Source organism: Paraburkholderia fungorum (assembly GCF_046027605.1).
In the GTDB taxonomy this organism is placed as follows: domain Bacteria; phylum Pseudomonadota; class Gammaproteobacteria; order Burkholderiales; family Burkholderiaceae; genus Paraburkholderia; species Paraburkholderia fungorum_F.
In genome coordinates this window covers 1-22,915 of sequence record NZ_JAQQEF010000028.1, presented here as the reverse complement: position 1 = coordinate 22,915, position 22,915 = coordinate 1, and the positions used below count along the sequence as shown (strand labels likewise).

Here is a 22,915-nt window from a genome sequence, read left to right as displayed (position 1 = left end):
GTTTTTCGCGCTAAACGGCTGAAAGACCAGACTTATTCAGCTTTCGAATCGCGCCGCAGCAAGGCGCTGACGGCGTCGCGTGGCGCCACACCGTCGAACAGCACGGCACAGACCGCCTGCGTGATCGGCATTTCAATCGCATGGACGCGCGCAATCGCTAGTACGGCTTGCGCACAGCGCACGCCTTCGGCCACGTGACCGAGACCGCCGAGAATATCGTCGAGCGTACGGCCCGCCGCGAGCTGCACGCCAACCGTACGATTGCGTGACAGATCGCCGGTGGCGGTCAGGATCAGGTCGCCGAGACCGGTCAAACCGGTAAACGTCTCCGCCCGTCCGCCGAGCGTCACGCCAAGGCGCGACATTTCAGTCAGACCGCGCGTGATCAACGCCGCGCGCGCGTTGAGACCGAGACCGAGACCGTCGGCGATACCTGTGGCAATCGCGAGCACGTTCTTCACCGCGCCGCCCACTTCCACGCCGACGATGTCGTCGCCGGTATAGATGCGCATAGCGCCATGATGGAACGCGGCAACCGTGCGCTCACGGCACGTTGATGAGGCGCTCGCGATCGTCAACGCGACCGGCAAGCCCTGCCCCACTTCGCGCGCGAAGCTTGGGCCCGACAGCACGCCGTTGCTGCCATGCCCCGGCAATTCCGCCGCGACCACCTGATGCGGCAACAATTGCGAGTCGGCTTCGAAACCCTTGCACAACCACACCACGTGCGCCGGCACTTTGCCCGCGTCGCGCATTGCCCGGAACAAACCCCGCAGACCGGCGACGGGCGTTGCCACGACGCATAACGCGTCGCCGGCGAGCCCGTGCTCCAGCGCGGCATTCAGATCGGTTTCGTAGCGAAGCGCCTCAGGCAAGACAACGCCCGCCAGATAGCGGGCGTTTTCGTGAGAAGCGGAGAGATCGGCGATGAGCGCGGGTTCGCGCGCCCACAGCACCGTGTCGTGCCGCGCGGCCAGATGGCCGGCGAGGGCTGTGCCCCATGCACCGGCGCCAAGGACGGCAACCTTCATAGCCGGCACCGAACGGACGCGTTAATGCGTGACGCCGTTTTGCGCCGCGCCTTCCTGGCCGCCCATTTGCGCGAGACGTTGCTCGTACAGCGCCTGGAAGTTGATCTCGGCAAGGTGGATCGGCGGGAAGCCTGCGCGGGTGATCGCGTCGGCGATGTTCGAGCGCAGGTACGGGAACAGGATCGTCGGGCAGGCAATGCCGACCAGCGGATCGATCTGCTCAGCCGGAATGTTGCGGATATCGAAAATGCCGGCTTGCTTGGCTTCGATCAGGAACGCAACCTTGTCTGACACCTTGGCCGTCACGGTGCCCGTGACGAGGATTTCGAACACGGTGTCGGCAAGACGCTCGGCCTTCACGTCGACTTCGACTTCGACCGAGGGCATTTCCTGCTCGAGGAAGATGCCCGGCGAATTCGGCTGCTCGAGCGACATGTCCTTCAGGTAGATGCGCTGGATGTTGAAGAACGGCTGGTTATTCTCGTCGGACATGATTGAGTGATTCCCTGATAGGTATGCGTGGCGGCAGCCCATGGCTTCACGGGCCGCCAGATCGTTGCGACACACCGCCCGCCCCGGGAGGGCGAGCGCGCGCCGGCTTGTATGTCGTCCGCCTCGTTCACGCGCCGTCTGGCGCGCGAGTTCAGGCAGTTGCTTCGAGCAGAGGCATCAAACCGCCCGCGCGATCGAGCGCGGACAGGTCATCGTACCCGCCGACATGCGTCTCGCCGATGAACACCTGTGGCACCGTGCGGCGACCGGTCCGTGTCATCATTTCTTCACGACGGGCCGGGTCTTTGTCGATCAGTACCTTTTCAACATGCTCGACGCCGCGCGACTTTAAAAGACGTTCGGCCATCTGGCAATACGGGCACACCTGCGTGCTGTACATGATCACTTTGTTCACTTGGCAACTCCTTGTTTCACAACCGGCATACCGGCTTTCTGCCAGGCGTCGACACCGCCTTCGAGAACGTGGACTTCGGCATACCCTGCATCTTGCACGATACGCGCTGCCTTGTTCGACTGCTGGCCGGTCTGGCATACCAGAAGCACCGGGTTGTTCTTGTTCTTCACGAGTTGCGCGACTTTCGCCTGCAACTCCGCGAATTCAAGGTGCCGTGCCGCGGGCAGATGGCCCTTGGCAAAGTCGGCGGACGAACGCAGATCGACGACCGCCGCATTGCGCCGGTTGATCAATTGCGTGGCTTCAGCAGCCGACAGGCCACCGCGGCCGCGCCGGCTGATCGTCGGCCACAGCAGCAACCCACCGGAGATGAGGACGATTGCGATCAGTACAAGGTTTGTGTAATCAGTGAAAAACTTCACGGAAAATCCGCCGAAAAAGAGAGAAATCGAAAAGGGCAATCCACCCATTATAAAATAACCGTCTGACGCGATGGCGGCGCTCCTCTAGAGGACCCTCGCAACGCTTTACCGCTTCCTTACTACCGACCGGCAATCTCATGTACAAACTCGTTCTCATCCGCCACGGCGAATCGACGTGGAACAAGGAAAATCGCTTCACGGGCTGGGTCGACGTCGACCTGACGGAACAGGGCAATCGTGAAGCGCAACAAGCGGGCGTGCTCCTGAAGGAATCGGGCTACACGTTCGATATCGCCTACACCTCGGTGCTCAAGCGCGCGATCCGCACCTTGTGGCACGTGCAGGACCAAATGGACCAGATGTATATCCCGGTGGTGCATTCGTGGCGCCTGAACGAACGCCACTACGGCGCGCTGTCGGGTCTGAACAAGGCTGAAACCGCCGCGAAGTTTGGCGACGAACAGGTGCTGGTCTGGCGCCGCAGCTACGATACGCCGCCGCCGGCGCTCGAGCCGTCGGACGAACGCGCGCCGTACAACGATCCGCGCTACGCCAAGGTGCCGCGCGAACAGTTGCCGCTCACCGAGTGCCTGAAAGACACGGTCGCGCGCGTTCTGCCCTTGTGGAACGAGTCGATTGCACCCGCCATCAAGTCGGGCCGCAAGATCGTGATCGCCGCGCATGGCAACTCGATCCGCGCCATGGTGAAGTACCTCGACAATATTTCGGACGACGACATCGTCGGCCTGAATATTCCGAACGGCGTACCGCTCGTCTATGAACTGGACGAAAACCTGAAGCCGATCAAGCACTACTACCTAGGCGACCAGGACGCGATCGCCAAGGCGCAAGCCGCGGTTGCCCAGCAAGGCAAGGCGGGCTGATCCTGCCATCTTGCCGCCATGCTGCCGTCAGAAATGCAGCGCAATGGCGGCTAAATGGGCCGCGCCGACCGGCAAGACATACTGGTTGACGCGTCCCATATCCCCGCTGCGTGCCTTTCTGGCCGTCATTCGACTGTTACCGCACATTACTTCACCCGCGTCGGGCCGATCCTACGAACCAGGCCCGGTGCGCGCTGTCGAATCACGATTGCCTGCGCCGCGCCCTGACCGGGCGGGTGTGCAGTTATACTTGTCCGTCCCCATCTCTATCGACGCTGCCACGCGCTTCCGACCGCAACAGACTCTATGCGAAAGAACCTGAAAAATATCGGCCTGATTGCCGCGGGCCTTGCTACCGGCGTATTTGCCACCCTGCAACTTTCCGCCTCGGCCCAGCAGCCCGCCAGCGCCGCCTCGAGCGCCGTCGCACCGTTGCCGCTGGACCAACTCCGGCTCTTTGCCGAAGTCTTCGGGCAAATCAAACATGAGTACGTCGAACCGGTCGACGATAAAAAGCTCCTCACCGCCGCGATCAAGGGCATGGTGTCGAGCCTCGACCCGCACTCGTCGTATCTCGACAAGACCGATTACGAAGAACTGCAGGAGCAGACCAAGGGTCGCTTCGCGGGTCTCGGCATCGAAATTTCGTCTGAAGACGGCCTCATCAAGGTGATCTCGCCGATTGACGACACGCCCGCCTCGCGTGCCGGCATCCGGCCGGGCGACCTGATTACCCGCATCAATGACAAGCCGGTGCGCGGCATGACGCTCGACCAGGCCGTCAAACAGATGCGCGGCGACCCGGGTACCAAGGTCACGCTCACCATCTTCCGCAAGACCGACGACCGTACGTTCCCACTCACGGTAACGCGCGCGATCATCAAGGTTCAATCGGTCAAGATGAAGATCCTGGCACCGGGCTACGCATATATCCGCATCACCAGCTTCCAGGAACGCACCACGCCTGATCTGGCCGCGAGGCTGCAAGACATCGCGCGCCAACAGCCGAACCTGAAGGGTCTCGTGCTCGACCTGCGCAATAACGGCGGCGGTCTGCTGCAAAGCGCGGTCGGCGTGGCCGGCGCGTTTCTGCCGCCGAATTCGGTTGTGGTGTCCACCAATGGCCAGATTCCGGATTCGAAGCAGGTCTATCGCGACACGTACGATAACTACCGCCTGCAATCGTTCGACAGCGATCCGCTGAAAGACGAAGCGCCGATCTTCAAGACCGTGCCGATGATCGTGCTGACCAACGCCTACTCGGCGTCGGCGTCGGAGATCGTCGCGGGCGCGCTGCAGGATCAGCACCGTGCGCTGATCGTCGGCAAGACCACCTTCGGCAAAGGCTCGGTGCAAACCGTGCGTCCCATGACGGCCGACACCGCGCTGCGTCTGACCACGGCGTATTACTACACGCCGAGCGGCCGTTCGATCCAGAACAAGGGCATTCGTCCTGACATCGCGGTCGATCAGTACGCGGAAGGCGATCCGGACGACGCACTGGTTACCCGCGAAGTCGACTACTCGAACCACCTTGCGAACACGCAGGATCCGAACGAGAAGAAGGAAGCGGAACAGCGCGAAACGGATCGCATGGAACAGCTGCGCGTCCTTGAAGAGCAGAACGATAAGAAGACGCCGGAACAGCGTCAGAAGGATCGTGAGCGCAAGCCGGTCGAGTTCGGTTCGAACGACGATTTCATGCTGCAACAAGCCCTGAATAAGCTGGAAGGCAAGCCGGTTCAGGAATCGAAATCGCTGAGCGAGCGGCGTCTGGCGCAGAACAAGCCGGCCACGTCGGCCTCCGCGCCGGTCGCGGTGAAGCCCACTCAACCGGTACCGGGCGCATCGGGGCCGGCTCCGGCCTCGGCGCCTGCTACGCAAAGCAACTAAGCAGCAAACCCGACGTGTCTTCGCAGCTGAACATGCTGCGAAGACACGTAGCAGTACACGCTGCCGTATGCGGTGCCAAACGCGCTTCCGCAGGTATACCCAGCACCGGTACGAACACCCGCTCCCCGCGCGATTAAAATAACGAAACCGCGCACGCCAGGGCACCGGCCCGGCATCTCATTGCGCGACACTCCGCGCACCCCGCCATGAATGACGATCAACTCCTCCGCTATTCCCGCCACATCCTCGTCGACGAAATCGGCATCGAGGCGCAGCAGCGCTTTCTCGACGCGCACGCGATCATCGTCGGCGCGGGCGGTTTAGGTTCGCCCGCGGCGATGTATCTGGCAGCGGCGGGCGTCGGCCGCTTGACGCTGGTCGACGCCGATACGGTCGACCTGACCAATCTGCAGCGGCAGATTCTGCACGTGAGCGCGTCGGTCGGGCGCAAGAAGGTGGAATCCGGGCGCGACGCGATCACCCAGATCAATCCTGAGGTGGTGGTGAATGCGATCGCCGAACGCGTCGACGATGCATGGCTGGATCGCGAGGTGCCGCACGCCACCGTCGTGCTCGATTGCACCGATAACTTCGCCACGCGCCACGCAATCAACCGGGCGTGCGTGAGACATGGTGTGCCGCTGGTGTCGGGCGCGGCGTTGCGCTTCGACGGCCAGATCAGCACCTTCGATTTCCGCGACGCGGCGTCGCCCTGCTACGCATGCGTGTTCCCGGAGGATCAACCGTTCGAGGAAGTCGCTTGCTCGACCATGGGCGTGTTCGCGCCGACGGTCGGCATCATCGGTTCGATGCAAGCGGCTGAAGCGCTGAAAGTGATCGGCGAAATCGGTACGCCGCTGGTGGGCCGCCTGACCATGCTCGATTCGCTGCGCATGGAATGGAACACGATGCGCATTGCGCGCCAGCCGGATTGCCCAGTATGCGGACAACGGCATCGGGCCTGAAGCCTAAATAAAACGCTAAGACGCTGAAATGAAAAACGCCGCACACGGGTGCGGCGTTTTTCATTGGAACCCGATCCGGGCTTGCAGCTTCAGGCCAGCACGACGCGCTTGAGCGCCGCCTGGACTTCTTCCGGTTCGAACGAAGCCAGCACGTCGGCCACAGGCTTCTCGAGCGTCTTGAGATGCGAGCGCAGCACTTCCTGTTTCACTACCAGCAACTGGCTCGGATGCATCGAAAACTCGGTAAGCCCCATGCCGAGCAACAGACGCGTCAACGCCGGATCGCCTGCCATCTCGCCGCACACCGACACCGGCACACCCGCCCGCTTCGCCTCGCGCAGCGTGAAGGCAATGAGATGCAGCACGGCCGGATGCAGCGGGTCGTACAGATGCGCGACCGCGTTATCCGCGCGATCAATTGCCAGCGTGTACTGGATCAGATCGTTGGTGCCGATCGACAGGAAATCGAGCCGCTTGAGAAACAGCGGCAAGGCAATCGCGGCGGCCGGAATCTCGATCATCGCGCCGACCTGCACGGCCGGATCGTAGGCGATGCCGGCATCATCCAGTTGACGCTTGGCTTCACGAATCAGGTCGAGCGTCTGATCGATCTCCTGCGCATGCGCGAGCATCGGAATCAGAATCTTCACTTTGCCAAATGCCGACGCGCGGAGAATGGCGCGCAGTTGCGTCAGGAACATCTGCGGCTCGGAGAGGCTCCAGCGAATCGCCCTCAGCCCCAATGCGGGGTTCGCCGCGGTTTCGTAGCCGTCACCACCGCCCATCGAATCGAGCGGCTTGTCGGCGCCGACGTCGATCGTGCGGATCGTGACCGGCAAGCCGTTCATCAACTCGACCGCGCGACGATAGGCAGCGAACTGCTCTTCCTCTTCAGGCAGCTGGTGCTTGTGATTCATGAACAGGAACTCGGTGCGGAACAGGCCCACCCCGGTTGCGCCTGAATCGATCGCCGCGCGCGCGTCCTCCGGCAACTCGATGTTCGCGCACAGTTCGATGCGTGTGCCGCACAGCGTTTGCGTGGGCGAAAATTTCAGACGCTGAAGCTTGCGTTGCTCGAGCGCTTTTTCGCTTTGGCGGTACGAATACTCCTCCAGCACGATCGGCGCGGGATCGACGATCACGATGCCATGATCGCCATCGACAATGATCAGGTCGTCCTGGCGGATCAGCGCGCTCGCATGTTGCACGCCCACCGCGGCCGGAATACCCAGGCTGCGCGCGACGATCGCCGTGTGCGAAGTACGACCGCCGAGATCGGTGACGAAACCCTGAAAGGTTTGCGTCTTGAACTGCATCATGTCGGCCGGCGCGATGTCGTGCGCGACCACGATCATCTCCTCGCAGGTCCCGTGCACGCCGTCCACCAGCGCCACCGAGGCGCCCGCGAGCGCCTTCAGTACCCGCTCCACCACCTGTTCGATGTCGGCTTTGCGCTCGCGCAGGTACTCGTCTTCGATATCGTCGAAATGGCGCGACAGGCGCTCGAGTTGTTCGGTCAGCGCCCACTCGACGTTGTAGCGACGCGTACGGATCAGGTCGATGGTTTCCTGCACGAGCATCGCATCGTTCAGGATCATTGAATGAACGTTGATGAACGCGCCCATTTCGCTGGGCGCATCTGCGGCGAGATCGGCGCGCAACGCGTCGAGCTCGTGATGCACATGTTGCTGCGCCACGCGAAAGCGCTCGATCTCGCCCTCGATCTGGGCGGGTTCGATCAGATAGTGGTCTACGTCAAGTGCAGCCGGGGCGATCAGATAAGCCCGCCCGATGGCGATACCGCGTGACACGGGAATTCCATGCAGCGTGAAGGACACGCGCACCTCCTCTAGTTGTGTGATGCCGCGGCAAACCGCTGCAATGCTCTCAGACTCTCGTCGTCATTATAAATTCCGCGCCCCGTGTAGATACGTTAGGGCTGTGTGCAGCGCAGCACGAAATACCGTCACCATCGGCGACAATGCGCCATGATCCACTGCGTGGTCCGGTCACGTTAGCCCTCCACGCGTTGCCGCCCCATGCACCCTCGCACTTCTCATGCGCCGATTGTCACGCGCTAAAAAAAATGCCGCGGACAAGCGCGGCATTTTGCTTCAGGCAAGGAGAGCGCGCGAATCACTGACCCTCGCCGAATTTATCGGCAATCAGTTTCAACAGTGCGTCCATTGCTTCTTTTTCGTCGCTACCTTCTGTTTCGATCAGCACCGTGCTGCCTATCCCCGCGGCCAGCATCATCACACCCATGATGCTCTTGGCATTGATACGGCGGCCATTGCGGCTCATCCAGATTTCAGCCTGGTAGTTGCCCGCGAGTTGCGTCAACTTGGCCGACGCGCGCGCGTGCAGCCCCAGCTTGTTCACAATAGTCGTTTCCTGTTGCAGCATGTGATGGTCCGAAGCGCGGGTGAGTGTTGTGGTGAAGGTAAAAGGTGAAACTGCAAACCAGTTGCAAATCGGTTGCAAACTCGTTGCAAGCGGGCGGCAACCCGATTGCAACCGTTTAAAGCCGTGCGATGCGCTTACAAGCCGGTCGAGCCAGCTTTTTGCGTCAGGTCGGCCTCGGCCGGTAACGCGGGCAAACAATCCGCCGCTGCGGCCTCGGGCGGCAAAGCCGGCAAACAGTCGCCGGATTCCGCGCAAGGCGCAACCGGCGCCGGTGTGGCCGGCCCAATTGCATGCACGCCCTTGGTGGCCCCGGCGAGCGCTTTGTCGACCAGCGTATCGAGCGGTGTAGCGCGATAACAGACCGCGCGTACCAGCATCGGCAGATTGACGCCGCATAGCACGCGTACGTTCGGCACCGATGCGAGCCGCCCGGCGATATTCGCCGGCGTGGCGCCGAACATGTCGGTGAGCACGAGCGCGCCGTTTTCTTCCTTGAGCCGCTCGATTTCGGAGTGCGCGAACGCAACCTGCTGCGCAGGATCGCAATCCGGCGATACGTCGATCACCCCGATGCGAGCCGGCAAGCCACCGTAGATGTGCGAAATGCAATCGCGCAACGCGGTGGCGAACGGAGCGTGCGCAATGATCAGAATGCCTGCCATGTCAGCCTTACTGCAAAAGAACGGCCCCGAACCATGAACCGGAACGAAGCCCGGTTCGCAAGCGCCCCCGACCGGCCGTGGGTCGTGAGGGCCGGAACACATCGTCTGACGAGCGGCCCGCGGCGCCGAATGTAGCAACGGCGCGCGCGGAAAAACTGCTCGCTTACAGTCCGCAAACCAAGTCCGCAAACCATGCCTGGAGCGTCCGGCAGACGCTATCGACTCGGCTTGGCGCGGGAGAGCGGGCATTGTAGCAGGCTCATTTTCGCGCCAAAGCCGGTGTTTCGCTCGATGCGGATTTACTACACAGTTTGGGGGCTATGGCGGCCATTCAAGGGCTTCTCTGGCCTCAAGTCGTTGCACGCTCCAAGGCGTCGATGAACATCGCGGCAACGTCGAAACCGGTCTGATCCATGATCTCGCGAAAACACGTCGGGCTCGTCACGTTCACCTCGGTGAGCCAGTCGCCGATCGCGTCCAGTCCGACCAGCAGCAAGCCGCGCGCGGCTAGCACCGGCGCGAGCGTGTCGGCGATCTTGCGGTCGTGCTCGGTGAGCGGTCGCGCCACACCCAAGCCACCCGCAGCGAGGTTGCCGCGCACTTCATTGCCCTGAGGAATCCGCGCGAGCGAAAACGGCACCGCTTCACCGCCGATCAGGAGAATGCGCTTGTCGCCGTCCTTGATCTCGGGAATGAATTTTTGCGCCATCACCGAGCGAGCACCGTCGTGGCTCAGCATTTCGATGATCGAGCCGAGATTCATGCCGTCGGCCTTCACGCGGAACACGCCCATGCCGCCCATGCCGTCGAGCGGCTTCAGGATCACGTCGCCGTGTTCTTCGTGGAAGGCCCGCAAACGGGTGGCGTCGCGCGTGACCAAAGTGGGTGTCACGAATTGCGCGAACTCGCCGATCGCCAGCTTTTCCGAGTGATCGCGAATCGCCTGCGGCTTGTTGAAGATGCGCGCGCCGCCGCGCTCGGCCATTTCCAGCAGCCAGGTCGACGTCACATATTCCATGTCGAACGGCGGGTCTTTACGCATCACGACCGCGCTGAAGTTTTTCAGCGATTTCGGCGTGGCCGCTTCAGCGGCGTACCACGTGTCGCGATGCAGGTCCGTCACGTCGCCGACGATCGCAAAGCGCTGCACGTTCGCCTCGACGTCGCCGCCCGTCCACGCCAGATGCTTCGGCTCGCAGGTGTACAGCGTATGACCGCGGCGCGCGGCTTCGGCCATCATGGCGTAGGTCGAGTCTTTGTAGATCTTGAACTGCGTAAGCGGATCGGCGATGAAAAGAATGTCCATGGGGATTCCGGTGCGCCCTTAGGGCTTGGCATTGATCGTCAACAGTGTCGCTGAAAATGGCGATGGCGGCACGCATGCCGCCATCGGCCACCTCGCGAGGCTTAAACCTGAATCGCTTCCGGATCGGTCTTTTCCAGTTCGACCGATGCGGCCAGCAAGCCGAGCCGCGCCACCACGCCATACATATAGAAGCGGTTCGGCGGCGCGGCGCCGGGCTTGGCGTGCGCGTCCGGCAGCGCCGTATGCTCGAAACCGAGTGGCACGAAGTGCATGCCGGGCGCGTTCAGATTCTGATCGCGCTCGCGGCTGCCGTGCACGCGGTAGAAGCCGCCCACCACGTAACGGTCGATCATGTACACGACCGGCTCGGCGACTTCTTCGCCGATGCGCTCGAAGGTGTACACGCCTTCCTGCACGATCACGTCGTGCACTTCGAGACCGTCTTTGGTGGCGGCCATCTTGGCCCGTTCGCGCTTCGTGAGCGCGGCCACTTCCGACGCGTCGTGCACGGTCATCACGCCCATACCGTAGGTGCCGGCATCTGACTTGATGACGACATACGGTTTTTCGGAGATGCCGTACTCGCGATACTTCTTGGCGATCTTCTTGAGCACGCCGTCGATCGCATCCGTCAACGCCTCTTCGCCGGTGCGCTCCTGGAAGTCGACCCCTTCGACATGCGCGAAGTACGGATTGATCATCCACGGATCGATTTCAACCATCTTCGCGAACTTCTTCGCGACGTCGTCATAACAGGAGAAATGCGTGGATTTGCGGCGCACGGCCCAGCCGGCATGCAGCGGCGGCAGCAGATACTGCTCGTGCAGGTTTTCCAGCACGGGCGGAATGCCGCCGGACAGATCATTGTTCAGCAGAATCGAGCACGGGTCGAAATTCTTCAGACCTAGGCGCCGTTGCGAACGCTCGAGCGGTTCAAGCACGAGTTTCTGGCCATCGGACAGCGCGATCGTGACCGGCCCGACGATGCTTTCGTCGAGCGTGCCGAACCGCACGTTCAAGCCGGCCTGACGCATGATCGCGGCCAAACGGGCGACGTTCTCGAGATAAAACGCGTTGCGCGTGTGGCGCTCGGGGATCACCAGCAGATTCTTGGCGTCCGGGCAGATCTTCTCGATCGATGCCATGGCAGCCTGCACGGCGAGCGGCAGCACTTCCTGCGGCAGATTATTGAATGCGCCGGGAAACAGATTGGTGTCGACCGGCGCGAGCTTGAAGCCCGCGTTACGCAGATCGACTGAACAGTAGAACGGTGGCGTGTGCTCCTGCCATTCGAGCCGGAACCAGCGTTCGATGGCGGGGGTCGCGTCGAGGATCTTCCGCTCGAGGTCGAGCAGCGGGCCGTTTAACGCCGTAACTAGGTGCGGAACCATTGATCACTCGCAGACTGGAGAAAAAAGATTGTAGAGCAAATGCTTTGTCCATTTGGGGACGGTTTCTCCATTCGCAAGCGGACGCGAATGCATTCTCGCTATCGCCATGATAGGCGGGGAAATCTACCGTTAACAAGATAAGCCGCAAGAAAAAAGCCCGCCTTAAAAAAGGCGGGCCAAAGTCGCTGCGCTTGTTGATTCTGATCCGCAAGCCCGGGAGCTTGCGGTTACGGACGATCCTTATTCGACGTGTTCGCCATGCAGGGTCACGTCCAGGCCTTCGCGCTCCTCTTCTTCCGTCACGCGCAGACCCATCACCATGTCGATGATCTTCAACAGGATGTAGCTCACCACGCCGCTGTAGATCAGGGTGGTCAGCACGCCCTTGGCTTGCAGGATCACGCTGCCGTCCGCGCCGCCGATGTCCTTGACCGCGAACACGCCGGTCAGCAGAGCACCCACGATCCCGCCGATGCAGTGCACGCCGAACGCGTCGAGCGAGTCGTCGTAACCGAGCTTGTGCTTGAGCCACGTTGCCGACCAGAAGCAGATCACGCCTGCCGCAATGCCGATCACCAGCGAGCCCGCCATGCCGACGAAGCCCGAAGCCGGCGTAATCGCCACCAGACCTGCCACGGCGCCGGACACGATACCCAGTACCGACGGCTTACCCTTGGTTGCCCATTCAGCGAACATCCATGCGAGTGCTGCTGCTGCGGTTGCCACTTGCGTTGCGAACATCGCGAAGCCGGCACGGCCGTCTGCCGCCACTGCCGAACCCGCGTTGAAGCCGAACCAGCCTACCCACAGCATGGCGCCACCGATCAGCGTGAGCGTCAGGTTGTGCGGTGCCATCGCTTCCTTGCCATAGCCGACACGCTTGCCGAGCACCAGCGCGCAGACCAGCGCCGCAATACCGGCGTTGATGTGCACCACCGTGCCGCCCGCGAAGTCGAGGATGCCCGCGCTAGCCAGCCAGCCGGTCGGTTCCCAGACCATGTGCGCGATCGGCGAGTAGACGATGATCGACCACAGCGTCATGAACACCAGCATCGCCGAGAACTTCATACGATCGGCAAAGGCGCCCGTGATCAGGGCCGGGGTAATGATCGCGAACGTCATCTGATAGACGACGTAGACCGTTTCCGGGATCGTCGGCGCGAGGTGGCTGACGGTCAGCGTCGTGGCCTTGTCGCCCTTGATGTAGTTCATGCCCGCCATGAAGAAGCGCGAGAACCCACCAATGAACGAGTTGCCCGGCGTGAAGGCGAGGCTGTAGCCCACCACCACCCAGACGATCGACACGAGGCAGGTGATCGCGAAGCTTTGCATCAGGATCGCGAGCACGCTCTTCTTGCGGACCATGCCGCCGTAGAACAGTGCCAGACCCGGGATCGTCATGAACAGCACGAGCGCGGTGGAAGTCAGCATCCAGGCCGTGTCGCCCGAATTGATCTTCGACGAATCGACCGAGAACGGCGCGGTCGGAGCTGCCGGTGCGGCAGCAGCGGATGCGGCCGATGCATCAGGTGCGGCTGCGGCGCTGGCAGCCGGTGCGGCGGACGCGTCAGCGGCCGGTGCCGAGGCCGCTGCGGCAGCCGGGGCTGCCGAGGCGTCCGGCGCCGGCGCGCTCGCCGTCGTATCGGAAGCAGCGGCCGAGGCGGCCGCGGGGGCGGAAGCGTCGTCCGCGAGGGCGGCGCCGATACCGCCCGCGAGCAGCGAACCGGCCATCAGCATGGACATCAATAATTTGCGCATCTTCGTTTCCTCTTGTCGCTATCTGTGTCGCTATCTTTTGGTATTACAGAGCGTCCGCGCCGGTCTCCCCGGTGCGAATCCGAATCACTTGCTCGATCGGGGTGACAAAAATCTTGCCGTCGCCGATCTTGCCGGTGCGTGCCGCGCGTTCGAGCGCCTCGATCGCCTGGTCGACGATGTCGTCGGAGACGGCTGCCTCGATCTTCACCTTCGGCAGGAAATCGACGACGTATTCAGCGCCCCGATACAGCTCCGTATGGCCCTTCTGACGACCGAAACCTTTGACTTCGGTCACCGTGATGCCTGAGACGCCGATGGCCGACAAGGCTTCGCGCGCCTCATCGAGCTTGAACGGCTTGATGATTGCGGTAATGAGTTTCATGAAATCCCTCGCTAAGTTGCGTAACCCGTTGCGTAAGCGTTGCTCACCCTGTTTGTGTACCTGTAGCCCGTTCGCGTGGTCTCGTTCCGCTGCCGTAAAAAGCACCCGGCAGTGCGCGCGGGGCAGTAACAGCAACTCGCATGCCATGTTGTGTCAGACTTCGTCTCCTGCACACTGCAGAAGGGGCGCAAGCCGCCCTGGCCGGACGGCCAGCGTTGGCGGGGGACGGTGGCGCGGCGTATGGATCGTTGCTAGAGTGTTCGAAGGCTTTTAACGTTTTGAGCGCGCACCAAACGGGCTCATGCGGCAGCGGCGGTCCACCGGCCATGCACCAAGACGGCCCATCAGCCGTGACAAAGCACAGGCGTAACGAAACATGCACACTTTTTGTGCACCAAGGGGAACACCATGAAACAACCGAACGATGTCTTTAACGATTTTCAGGCCCGCATGAGCGAGCTGTTCAAGAACTCGCCGGCCAAAGACGTCGAACGCAACGTGAAGGCCATGCTGTCGCAAGGCTTTTCCAAGCTCGACCTCGTCACGCGTGAGGAATTCGATACGCAGACCCAGGTGCTGGTGCGCACCCGTGCGCGCCTCGAAGAACTGGAGCGCCGCGTCGCCGAGCTCGAACAGAAGCTGCCGGTCACCACGCAAACGCCCTGAAGCTTTGCTCGCAGCGCATTAGCTGCTGCGCAGTGCTGCACATCACTGGCAAGCGAGCCGTGACGTCATCAGCGTTTTAGGGGACTCGCGCGCGCCCACGGCGCGCCGTCCGACGGGAGAAAACATGTCGCTTGCCGTGGTGCGCAGTCGCGCGCCGGCCTCTGGCCGCGCGCCCGAAGTAACCGTCGAGGTTCACCTCGCCAACGGATTACCCTCTTTTTCGATCGTCGGCCTTCCCGATCTGGAAGTGCGCGAAAGCCGCGAGCGCGTGCGCGCGGCGCTGCAGAACTGCAGTTTCGATTTCCCCGTGCGGCGCATCACCGTCAATCTCGCTCCCGCCGATTTGCCGAAAGAATCCGGCCGCTTCGATCTGCCGATCGCTTTGGGCATTCTGGCGGCGAGCGGGCAGATTCCGGCCGAGTCCCTGCTGAATCGGGAATTCGCGGGCGAACTGTCACTGACCGGGGCATTGCGGCCAATGCGCGGGGCGTTCGCGATGGCTTGCGGGACGGCCCGCAGCGGCGCGTCTCACGGCGCTCTAAGCGGCGTCCCCAGTGACGCTCCCGCTTTTATGGCGCCCGGCGAGCAGGGCATACCCGCGACGGATAGCCAGTGCACCCCGCAGCTCTATCTGCCTGCTGCCAGCGCTGCCGAGGCGGCCCTCGTGCCGGGCGTCGATGTCTATGGCGCCGCCGATCTGCCGTCACTGTGCGCGCATCTGGCCGGAGCGCCCGAGGCCCGGCTTCACCCCGTCGCGGCCCCCGACCTCCGCGAGACCGCACCCGCCGCTGTTCCCGACATGGCCGATGTGATCGGCCAGCGCGGCGCGCGCCGCGCACTGGAAGTCGCCGCGGCCGGCGGACATCACGTCTTGCTGGTCGGGCCACCTGGCGCGGGCAAATCGATGCTCGCCGCCCGCCTGCCTGGCCTCCTCCCACCCATGACCGACGACGAAGCACTCAGTTCGGCCGCCTTGCTGTCCGCCAGCCGGGCCGGCTTTACGCCGTCGCAATGGCGGCAACGGCCGTTTCGCGCGCCGCATCATTCGTCGAGCGCACCGGCGCTGGTCGGCGGCCGCAATCCGCCGCAACCCGGCGAAATCACGCTCGCACATCTGGGTGTGCTGTTTCTGGATGAGCCCATACTTTTACTGTTTCGCGGCGTGCTCCAAACCTCGAATATATTTAATAATTTCAATGACTTATACCGATACTTCGGCCGTAAAATTGTTGGAGCATTGGTTCATCGACAACACAAACTTTATTTGCGCCCGCTGAACTTCTTCAGCCCCTCAACCGCCGTTTGAATGAGCGACAAAGTTTGCTCGCGTAGCTCCTTTGCCGAAATCGAGGAGCCCATCGCATCGAGTCTTTCCAGAGCTCGTGCAAGGGCATCGCTCAGTTCCTCAGCCTCAAAAGGCTCACGTGACGGCGGCATGCCGAGGAACTCGCGGAATGCCAGATGCATGTACACACGAAGGCTTTCTACGCTGCTGTGTCCCGTCCATTGTCTAATTTCTTCATACAGGCCTTCAATATCCAGGAGCGCCGCCTGGAAATCGTCCACAGATTTGAATTTGTGCCGCCGAATAAGCGATACAAATTTCTTCGTTATAAAACGGTGACGAAACATATGCGCACAGACTATCTCCAAGATGCCTGCTGCTGCGCGAAGAATGGTGATTTCCTGCGTTATCGTATTTGCCCTCAGCGCCTTTCCTGATGTTTCGCTAATCAGCAAATAACCGGCGTCATCGGACTCGCCACACTTTCTTCCAATTACAACATGTCTGAATCTCTTTATATAATTAGCTAGTTCGTTGACAAGTTGCCGCTCTACTGGCACCAATCGAACTTTCATGTATCCGCCACGTTTTTTTGCAGTCAACATTTCGAGCGCTGGACTTTTCATTTTTTGAGCTGCATAAACGGATTCACACGTTAGCAATGCAAGCTCACACCTGCGAGCACCGGTTTCTTCGAGAAGCCTCAGTAAGATATACCGACGCTCGCGCAAGAATGGTGACGCCTGGATGGTATTTATCGCTTTGTGTAGCAAATCGATTTGCTCGTCTGTAATCGGTAATCGTCGCTCCCCACCCACCTGCTCTGGAAATTGCGGGTGGTGCCAGTGATAACTTATTTTTCCCGTCGGCTTCCCATTTTTGTTTCTTACGTCATAGGCTTTTAGGTAGCCCTTAATTCTGCCCTTCTTCGAGATGAAATTTTTTATCTGGAAAATATTCTCAGCAAGAAAATCAAGAAACTCAAGAGCGGTGCGACCTATCCTTATAACGGTTGTATCATTTCTGACGCTCTCCGAAACTCCGTTTTTCCCCGTTTTTTCGGCGCGAAGTTCTTTTAGGTACTCGACGAATTGACTGTTCGTCAAAGCCATAAAGTCAATGTTCTTATAAAAGCAAAATCGCACCAGCACGGTAAGATTTGACGCCTTGGTGCTGGCCGTTCCGCCATTACCGGTAAGCGACACGCCCTCCTCGACCAGAGAGCGAATAAATTCGCTTGCTTCGAAACATACCCGCCCATCGGGCCATAGCACGATTGGCATATTAGGAACCGAACGCGTTTCAATCCCCTCTCGGGTGAGTGCGCTGTACAGTGAAAATTCCCGACTTGCTAAAATATACGGCCTGCCCGGAATGGCCCTATTGGCACTATCAGTCATACTTTCATTCGTTCTCTTTTCCGTCGTAATTGCGGCGGAGCGAAAACCTCATCAATAGCTCCTTCTCCTCCTTGCGCCATATCTTAAGCCTCTCGGAGTCAGTAATACTGTTCGCCAAATCTCTACAGATTCGCAGCGCTTCCATGAACGCCCCCGAAGCGTGTATTGCGCTCTCCACTGCTGCCTGTTTTTGCCTTTTTAGAGTCGCGATACGTAGCCGCATCGCATCACGGGAATCCAGTTTTTCTGCAACTCGAGCGTCAGTCGTTTCCCTCGCAACCAGCAGTGCGGCTTTATGGCTCAACAAAGCGTTACGCGCTCGGGCTCTCAGCAGGTCAAATTCCTCAAACGTAAGGTCGCCGTACTTGCGCGCGCAAAGGCGACGAATCGTATTTAATGAGCTGTGACTAATTTCGCGTCCCGTGTCTTCATAAGCCGCCATTCCCTTTTGTGTTCCGAGGGCCTGCTCGAGAGTCGAATCATTCACGTATGCTTCGGGTGTGGCGATAATCGCGCGGAGCAGCTTCACAAGCGCATCGAAAGACCGCTCATTGCCCTTCTTCGCATCAATACCTTTCATTTCCGGTCCCTGACACTCACAAGAATACGATATTGCTCGCCGTCCTGCGTGCGGAAAAATTCCGGCTCGACGACCACTCGTCCTTCCTTCAACAGGTGTTTCAAATAATCCTCTAATGCATCACAGTCCATGAGAGCAAAATTCCGATGCGCAAAGCGCTCTGCCACAATATCGCCCAGACGCTCATATGAATCGTCGGCTTCCCGTTCCTCCGTTAATTTGTGACCAAGGAAATTCGCTTTTACCCAAAGCAACATCTCTCCATCCATAGCATCGGTGATGTAGTGGTAGAGATGCTTAAGACTGACATGCCCCAAAAACCAACGAAGTGTGTCCAGACGACCGTAATCTGTGCCGTAGAAAAACCATATTGCGAACACGCGACGTAGCTGGTGGTTTCTCAGATAAAATCGTCTCACACCGTCATACAACGGCGAAGACGTATAGTCGAGAAAGATATCTATCGCCTGCTCATATGTACGCTTTGAACTACGTAGCCTCCCATCTGCAGTCGGGATAGAAAGCAGAAACGTTTTATGCGTTATAACGCCAAACGAAACCAAGTCACTCTGCAACGTATCGACCAGCCCTACGAAGTTAACGCAAGACGGGGGAATCGGACGCATATTAATTTCACGCTCGCCCAGCCCTCCAGACTTTCCATTTTCGAAAATCAGATACTGCCCGATGCCGTCGATGCAACTCTCCAATTTCAGTTCGAAAAGCTCTTCTTGACGGCGGGCCGACATACTGCCTAAATGGCATATGCCTGCGCCATACAAAACCTGCAAAAGTTCAGTTAATCCTTCGTTGTCTCGCAGACGGGCAAAGAAGTCACTCGGTTGCACGTATTCTCTGGGACGCCATCCTCGATTGGCCTCTTTTTTTGTGACGGCCTGAAGGAGAGACCAGTGCCTCACACCAAGCTTGCGCGTGCGGCTATCAAGGACGTCGGGGAACGCCGCATCACTGGCGAGCTCGTACACTCCGATGCCCAAGTTCTTGGCAGTGACAGCTACATTGATGAAGCTGTTTGTTAAATGTTCACCATGCCAGTCGATAAATTTTGCGCTTTCATCCAGCATCGCAACGACCTGTGATGCCTTTGGCGTTCGATACCTTCCGGCTTTTCGAAGGTCCTTGGTTGGATATTTTAAAGATTTGACAACGTCAGCTCGCGGTCCAATTGAGAATCCATTTAGCTCCTTGAGGGACCTTAAGAAAGTCATGTGCAGCTGCAAATGTTGCTCAGTGGATTCATAGCCGTCGCTGACCCGCACATTGACACCAGGATATTCTCGTCTATAACGAATCGCCGCACCAAAACAGAGCTCGTCATACTGCGGCTTTTTAGATTCGCCGAAGAGAGTATTCCGATACAAAATCTCCGAAATTTTTCTCGTGTTTATGCTGTAAGTAAACTCGCTTAATCTGTCGGAGTATCGATAGAGGCCCTCCGACCAGAGCCATATTCGAGCGCAAATCAGTTCCTCCTCGCTGAGTGCAAGTCTCCATTCTTCCTCCGGCGTTTCGATTGAGAAGATAGAGCCCGCTTCAAGATACGCCCGGTACGCCATTTGAGACGTCACCTTTCCGGCATTCTCTCGCAGATACGTTTCCAATCGTTTATCCCATGCGTATATCGAAAACACGTCGGAGCTGGAGCGGGCGAGGTCGGTCATCCACCGCCTCATATCGCCTCTGGTTAGGGCTCTGAGTCCCATCCCTTCTACCTCCAACTCGGCTGCATTGAGCAAGATGTAATCACACAGCCTTAAAGCGTGCGTTACTGCGTTGTACGCCGAACTGGGCGCGAGCTCGCGGCCCCTCAGCACATAGCTCGTCTGGAGCAAAGCCCACGTCGTGAGCTCGGTGTACAAGGTACGGTTCACGGGGTCTAGCAAACTATGACGAGCAACCTTAACGTCCCAGTTCACCTTGAACGCTCGTGTGCCAAAATTGCAAATCCAAACAGGGTCTGCCGGGTCTGACTCTAGCCACCAAGGCTGCGGTACGAGACCCTTGTCGTCCACGAAGGAATCTAAGAGGGTAAGCACGGAGTCCGGAATAACGTTACCCATGAATTGCTCCCGCAAAGAGCTTCGTGCTTGCCTCTCTCTTTGCGTCTTCCCAACTGGTGCGTACATGGTCACGCACATTGCTGCCCTTTTCGATGTACGCACCCAAGCGATGCGCGAGCCTCGAGTAGTAAAGCGAATTCGCTCCGACCTTGCCGCTCGACTCATCGACAGCGTGCTTCAGCGAATGCAAGGCAATGAACGTGTCCTTGTCTGCCTGTAAAAGCACTTCAGATAGGTCGTCGCCATTATCCGGTTGCCCCTCTTCATCTGCTTCCTGCGGAGCTGCATCGGCCGGAAGCGCAATAGGGTAGTGTCTCAATAGCTCGTCCATCTCTTCTTCAGATTTGAGACCTGTTGCTCTGAGCGCCAGCTCGCGGTCCTTGATTGAAATCAAAAGGAGGCCTATCTGGAAAATTCGAATCCAGCGCTCATCGAAGTACGTTCGCAACGCGTCGGGCAAGTAACTCGACAACAGCTTCGGGTCATATCGCTTATGCCCGAGCGCCATTGCCATTCGATAAACATCTGGGTCTTTAATAAACGAGACTACGGTTGTCTGAGCGCGGAGACGCACCAAGCTGAACGCCTTAGCAAAATCCATAGCCTCCGATTCAATCAGGCCGGCGGATGTCATGAAATCCCTCTGCAGAGCGCGGACGCGGTCTGGCTCAGATGTATGCGCACTCAGATTTGCGACGGCGACATCGTCAAAGCCACGTCCACACCCAAGGAATAGCCTCCGCCATTTCGGATTTCCATCCCGCTTGAGCGCGTCGCGCAAAGGTTGCGTTAAAGCGATGATGTTCTCAACCACGAGCCGGTCTTCCTCGGTAATGTCAATAACCTGCTGTGCGTCTCGCGGACCACGACGATTCTTTCGCCCATCGAGCACCCAGCCACTGTTTGTGCGAACAAATCCCCTCCGACGTCCCCGGCTGTCGTAAATTTGGAAGTTTTCAAGGAAACTCAGCGTAATCGTGGGATTGCGCAAAACGAGCAACGCCGCATACGGGATGAGGGTCCCGGCAACCGGTAACCCGAGCTCTCTCCCAAGGTTCTCTGGTCTCGGCTTCGGAAAAAAGGATTCAAAATAGGGTTTTCTGCGTGTTCTAAATCCGTGAATATGCAAGGTTGCTGCGTGGTCAGCCAAATTCATCGAATCCCGAATCGGTGTGAACACGGCTTTTTTCTCGGTAGAAGCTGGGGAAATCAGCGTCCGAGGGCTCCCCGTACTTGCTAGGTCACTGCATCGACGTACCAAAGCGTTTGTTTTCTTGACTTCAGCCCGAGCCCACGTGTCGACAATACTCATTTCACTTTCTAGGTCGGTGAGAATCTGGTCGAGAACGGCACCATTCGGAATGTGAAGAGGGAACGCTCGGAGTAGTTTCTTCTTGACGACCGTTCCATCCTTCGTCTTTCCAAGGTGGGTTCTTGCGTCGGCACCTTCTCTGCCGCTTGGTAATGTCGGCAGCGGTATTTCGGCCACAAGCCCGGCCGGGACTAAGTAATTCTTGATTAGCATGGAGAAAGTCGCCCACACCTTGGATACGCTCGCCCAGATAGCGTGCTTTATGTGTTGATTTGCACTGAATTCTGACCCACCTGACCCGGTGATTTGCATCGAATATTGACCCACGTAGAACACACTGGCCCGCTGAGCAGCTAGCGGGAGAACGGAGTGATCGACATGGCAATATTGAGCATCATCCGACGCTGGCATTATCGCGATCATGTCTCGCTACGCGAGATCGCCAAACGGCTTGGCGTTTCAAGAAACACCGTCAGGCGCTATATACGCGCCGGCACCGTAGTGCCCACCTATCCGGAACGGCAGAGCCCGAGCAAGCTCGACGGATTTGCGGCGAAGCTCGCCGGCTGGTTAAAGACGGAAGCAAACCGGCCGCGCAAACAGCGCAGAACCCTCAAGCAGATTCACGCTGACCTCACCGTGCTGGGGTTCACCGGATCCTACGACCGGGTCGCCGCCTTTGCGCGCCGCTGGCGACAGGAGCAGCAGGAGCAGGCAAGGAGCGCAGCACGTGGCACCTTTGTGCCGCTGAGCTTTGCACTCGGTGAAGCATTCCAGTTCGACTGGAGCGAGGACTGGGCCGTGATCAACGGCGAGCGCACCAAACTGCAGGTTGCGCAATTCAAGCTTAGCCACAGCCGGGCGTTCTTCCTGCGTGCCTATCTTCTGCAAACTCACGAGATGCTGTTCGACGCCCATCACCACGCGTTCGTCGCGTGGGGTGGTATTCCGCGCCGGGGTATCTATGACAACATGAAGACCGCTGTCGACAAGGTACGTCGTGGCAAGCTTCGGGACGTCAACGCGCGCTTCAGCGCCATGGTCAGTCACTACCTGTTTGACGCTGAATTCTGCAATCCGGCCTCGGGCTGGGAGAAAGGGCAGATCGAGAAGAACGTTCAGGACAGCCGTCACCGGCTGTGGCAACGAGTGCCCGCGTTCGGTTCGCTCGCTGCATTGAACGACTGGCTGGCCGACCAGTGCGTCCTGCTCTGGCAGCAGACGCAGCATCCTGAGCAGGACACGACGATCTGGGACGCGTGGTCGATCGAGCGGCCCCATCTGATGCCGGTCGGCCAGGCATTCGACGGCTTTGTCGAGCACACCAAGCTTGTTTCGCCCACGTGTCTGGTGAGTTTCGACCGCAACCGTTATAGCGTGCCGGCGGCATTTGCCAACCGGCCCATCAGCCTGCATGTCTATGCGTCCCAGCTCGTCTTCGTCGCCGAAGGCCAGGTCATCGCGGAGCATGTCCGGCGTATCAACCGCAGCCATGATCGCGGAGAAACCATCTACGACTGGCGTCATTACCTCGCAGTCCTGCAGCGCAAGCCTGGAGCGTTGCGCAACGGCGCGCCGTTCGCC

General features: G+C 59.4%; 20 protein-coding genes and 1 pseudogene. 6 read left to right on the top strand and 15 right to left on the bottom strand.

Translation table 11 applies throughout. The features are described from left to right. Positions 1-32: 32 nt before the first annotated feature. From PQR53_RS31870 to PQR53_RS31855, 4 genes are all read right to left on the bottom strand, one after another. Positions 33-1,031, bottom strand: a complete 999-nt coding sequence (locus tag PQR53_RS31870) for an NAD(P)H-dependent glycerol-3-phosphate dehydrogenase (protein ID WP_408463204.1) — start codon at positions 1,029-1,031, stop codon at positions 33-35. 21 nt (positions 1,032-1,052) lie between these two features. After that, on the bottom strand, positions 1,053-1,523 hold the full coding sequence (gene secB, locus PQR53_RS31865) for a protein-export chaperone SecB (protein WP_054035743.1): 471 nt from the start codon (positions 1,521-1,523) through the stop codon (positions 1,053-1,055). A 151-nt stretch (positions 1,524-1,674) separates the two neighbouring features. Continuing rightward, the gene (grxC, locus tag PQR53_RS31860) at positions 1,675-1,938 is read right to left on the bottom strand and encodes a glutaredoxin 3 (RefSeq protein WP_007179466.1); all 264 of its coding nucleotides are present in this window, start codon (positions 1,936-1,938) and stop codon (positions 1,675-1,677) included. Further along, positions 1,935-2,360 carry a rhodanese-like domain-containing protein gene (locus PQR53_RS31855; RefSeq protein ID WP_179735820.1) on the bottom strand — a complete coding sequence of 142 codons (426 nt, stop codon included), beginning with the start codon at positions 2,358-2,360 and terminating at the stop codon, positions 1,935-1,937. Before PQR53_RS31855 ends, grxC begins: the two co-directional genes overlap by 4 nt. A 137-nt stretch (positions 2,361-2,497) precedes the next feature. Here PQR53_RS31855 and gpmA point away from each other — a divergent pair, with 137 nt between their 5' ends. The 3 genes from gpmA (at position 2,498) to PQR53_RS31840 (ending at position 6,102) form a co-directional block, all read left to right on the top strand. Further along, positions 2,498-3,244, top strand: coding sequence for a 2,3-diphosphoglycerate-dependent phosphoglycerate mutase (gpmA, locus tag PQR53_RS31850; RefSeq protein WP_408463201.1), 747 nt, complete (start codon positions 2,498-2,500; stop codon positions 3,242-3,244). Between the two features lie 306 nt (positions 3,245-3,550). Then, complete coding sequence (locus PQR53_RS31845) at positions 3,551-5,137, top strand: S41 family peptidase (protein ID WP_408463198.1); 1,587 nt, start codon at positions 3,551-3,553, stop codon at positions 5,135-5,137. Between the two features lie 206 nt (positions 5,138-5,343). After that, complete coding sequence (locus tag PQR53_RS31840; protein ID WP_408463195.1) at positions 5,344-6,102, top strand: HesA/MoeB/ThiF family protein; 759 nt, start codon at positions 5,344-5,346, stop codon at positions 6,100-6,102. 89 nt (positions 6,103-6,191) lie between these two features. On the opposite strand, the gene ptsP is transcribed toward PQR53_RS31840, so the two are convergent. The 7 genes from ptsP to PQR53_RS31805 all read right to left on the bottom strand — a co-directional run bounded on the left by ptsP (position 6,192) and on the right by PQR53_RS31805 (position 14,007). Further along, positions 6,192-7,940, bottom strand: a complete 1,749-nt coding sequence (gene ptsP / locus PQR53_RS31835; protein ID WP_408463192.1) for a phosphoenolpyruvate--protein phosphotransferase — start codon at positions 7,938-7,940, stop codon at positions 6,192-6,194. A 298-nt stretch (positions 7,941-8,238) separates the two neighbouring features. Beyond that, on the bottom strand, positions 8,239-8,508 hold the full coding sequence (locus PQR53_RS31830; RefSeq protein WP_012431596.1) for an HPr family phosphocarrier protein: 270 nt from the start codon (positions 8,506-8,508) through the stop codon (positions 8,239-8,241). A gap of 134 nt (positions 8,509-8,642) precedes the next feature. Then, positions 8,643-9,170, bottom strand: a complete 528-nt coding sequence (locus PQR53_RS31825; protein ID WP_323044767.1) for a PTS sugar transporter subunit IIA — start codon at positions 9,168-9,170, stop codon at positions 8,643-8,645. 349 nt (positions 9,171-9,519) lie between these two features. Further along, complete coding sequence (gene gshB, locus PQR53_RS31820; protein WP_408463188.1) at positions 9,520-10,476, bottom strand: glutathione synthase; 957 nt, start codon at positions 10,474-10,476, stop codon at positions 9,520-9,522. A gap of 101 nt (positions 10,477-10,577) precedes the next feature. Continuing rightward, positions 10,578-11,867: a glutamate--cysteine ligase gene (gshA, locus tag PQR53_RS31815; protein WP_408418342.1), complete on the bottom strand. Its 1,290-nt coding sequence runs from the start codon at positions 11,865-11,867 to the stop codon at positions 10,578-10,580. A 240-nt stretch (positions 11,868-12,107) separates the two neighbouring features. After that, positions 12,108-13,625, bottom strand: a complete 1,518-nt coding sequence (locus tag PQR53_RS31810) for an ammonium transporter (protein WP_408463185.1) — start codon at positions 13,623-13,625, stop codon at positions 12,108-12,110. A gap of 43 nt (positions 13,626-13,668) precedes the next feature. Beyond that, on the bottom strand, positions 13,669-14,007 hold the full coding sequence (locus PQR53_RS31805; protein WP_006048089.1) for a P-II family nitrogen regulator: 339 nt from the start codon (positions 14,005-14,007) through the stop codon (positions 13,669-13,671). Positions 14,008-14,415: 408 nt separating this feature from the next. On the opposite strand from PQR53_RS31805, the gene PQR53_RS31800 reads away from it, so the two are divergent. Then, positions 14,416-14,673, top strand: coding sequence for an accessory factor UbiK family protein (locus PQR53_RS31800; RefSeq protein WP_154564624.1), 258 nt, complete (start codon positions 14,416-14,418; stop codon positions 14,671-14,673). 124 nt (positions 14,674-14,797) lie between these two features. Further along, positions 14,798-15,811: pseudogene (locus PQR53_RS31795) on the top strand (YifB family Mg chelatase-like AAA ATPase); the annotation flags it as partial. Positions 15,812-15,933: 122 nt separating this feature from the next. Here PQR53_RS31795 and PQR53_RS31790 read toward each other — a convergent pair. The 4 genes from PQR53_RS31790 to PQR53_RS31775 all read right to left on the bottom strand — a co-directional run bounded on the left by PQR53_RS31790 (position 15,934) and on the right by PQR53_RS31775 (position 21,544). Beyond that, positions 15,934-17,358, bottom strand: a complete 1,425-nt coding sequence (locus PQR53_RS31790; protein ID WP_408463182.1) for a tyrosine-type recombinase/integrase — start codon at positions 17,356-17,358, stop codon at positions 15,934-15,936. A gap of 4 nt (positions 17,359-17,362) precedes the next feature. Then, a complete protein-coding gene (locus tag PQR53_RS31785) occupies positions 17,363-17,938 on the bottom strand; it encodes a hypothetical protein (protein ID WP_408463179.1) in 576 nt (191 codons plus the stop codon). Next, on the bottom strand, positions 17,935-19,620 hold the full coding sequence (locus PQR53_RS31780; RefSeq protein ID WP_408463176.1) for a hypothetical protein: 1,686 nt from the start codon (positions 19,618-19,620) through the stop codon (positions 17,935-17,937). Before PQR53_RS31780 ends, PQR53_RS31785 begins: the two co-directional genes overlap by 4 nt. A 391-nt stretch (positions 19,621-20,011) precedes the next feature. After that, positions 20,012-21,544, bottom strand: a complete 1,533-nt coding sequence (locus PQR53_RS31775; RefSeq protein ID WP_408463174.1) for a hypothetical protein — start codon at positions 21,542-21,544, stop codon at positions 20,012-20,014. 165 nt (positions 21,545-21,709) lie between these two features. Here PQR53_RS31775 and istA point away from each other — a divergent pair. Continuing rightward, positions 21,710-22,915: IS21 family transposase (gene istA, locus PQR53_RS31770; protein ID WP_408463171.1), on the top strand; the 1,206-nt coding region annotated here is incomplete at its 3' end.

Coding starts and splice junctions, on each gene's coding strand:
- PQR53_RS31800 (WP_154564624.1), top strand. CDS start 14,416: ATGAAACAACCGAACGATGTCTTTAACGATTTTCAGGCCCGCATGAGC.
- PQR53_RS31785 (WP_408463179.1), bottom strand. CDS start 17,938: ATGAAAGGTATTGATGCGAAGAAGGGCAATGAGCGGTCTTTCGATGCG.
- PQR53_RS31790 (WP_408463182.1), bottom strand. CDS start 17,358: ATGACTGATAGTGCCAATAGGGCCATTCCGGGCAGGCCGTATATTTTA.
- PQR53_RS31775 (WP_408463174.1), bottom strand. CDS start 21,544: ATGCTAATCAAGAATTACTTAGTCCCGGCCGGGCTTGTGGCCGAAATA.
- PQR53_RS31810 (WP_408463185.1), bottom strand. CDS start 13,625: ATGCGCAAATTATTGATGTCCATGCTGATGGCCGGTTCGCTGCTCGCG.
- gshA (WP_408418342.1), bottom strand. CDS start 11,867: ATGGTTCCGCACCTAGTTACGGCGTTAAACGGCCCGCTGCTCGACCTC.
- PQR53_RS31830 (WP_012431596.1), bottom strand. CDS start 8,508: ATGCTGCAACAGGAAACGACTATTGTGAACAAGCTGGGGCTGCACGCG.
- PQR53_RS31845 (WP_408463198.1), top strand. CDS start 3,551: ATGCGAAAGAACCTGAAAAATATCGGCCTGATTGCCGCGGGCCTTGCT.
- gshB (WP_408463188.1), bottom strand. CDS start 10,476: ATGGACATTCTTTTCATCGCCGATCCGCTTACGCAGTTCAAGATCTAC.
- PQR53_RS31840 (WP_408463195.1), top strand. CDS start 5,344: ATGAATGACGATCAACTCCTCCGCTATTCCCGCCACATCCTCGTCGAC.
- PQR53_RS31805 (WP_006048089.1), bottom strand. CDS start 14,007: ATGAAACTCATTACCGCAATCATCAAGCCGTTCAAGCTCGATGAGGCG.
- PQR53_RS31870 (WP_408463204.1), bottom strand. CDS start 1,031: ATGAAGGTTGCCGTCCTTGGCGCCGGTGCATGGGGCACAGCCCTCGCC.
- PQR53_RS31780 (WP_408463176.1), bottom strand. CDS start 19,620: ATGACCGACCTCGCCCGCTCCAGCTCCGACGTGTTTTCGATATACGCA.
- gpmA (WP_408463201.1), top strand. CDS start 2,498: ATGTACAAACTCGTTCTCATCCGCCACGGCGAATCGACGTGGAACAAG.
- PQR53_RS31825 (WP_323044767.1), bottom strand. CDS start 9,170: ATGGCAGGCATTCTGATCATTGCGCACGCTCCGTTCGCCACCGCGTTG.
- secB (WP_054035743.1), bottom strand. CDS start 1,523: ATGTCCGACGAGAATAACCAGCCGTTCTTCAACATCCAGCGCATCTAC.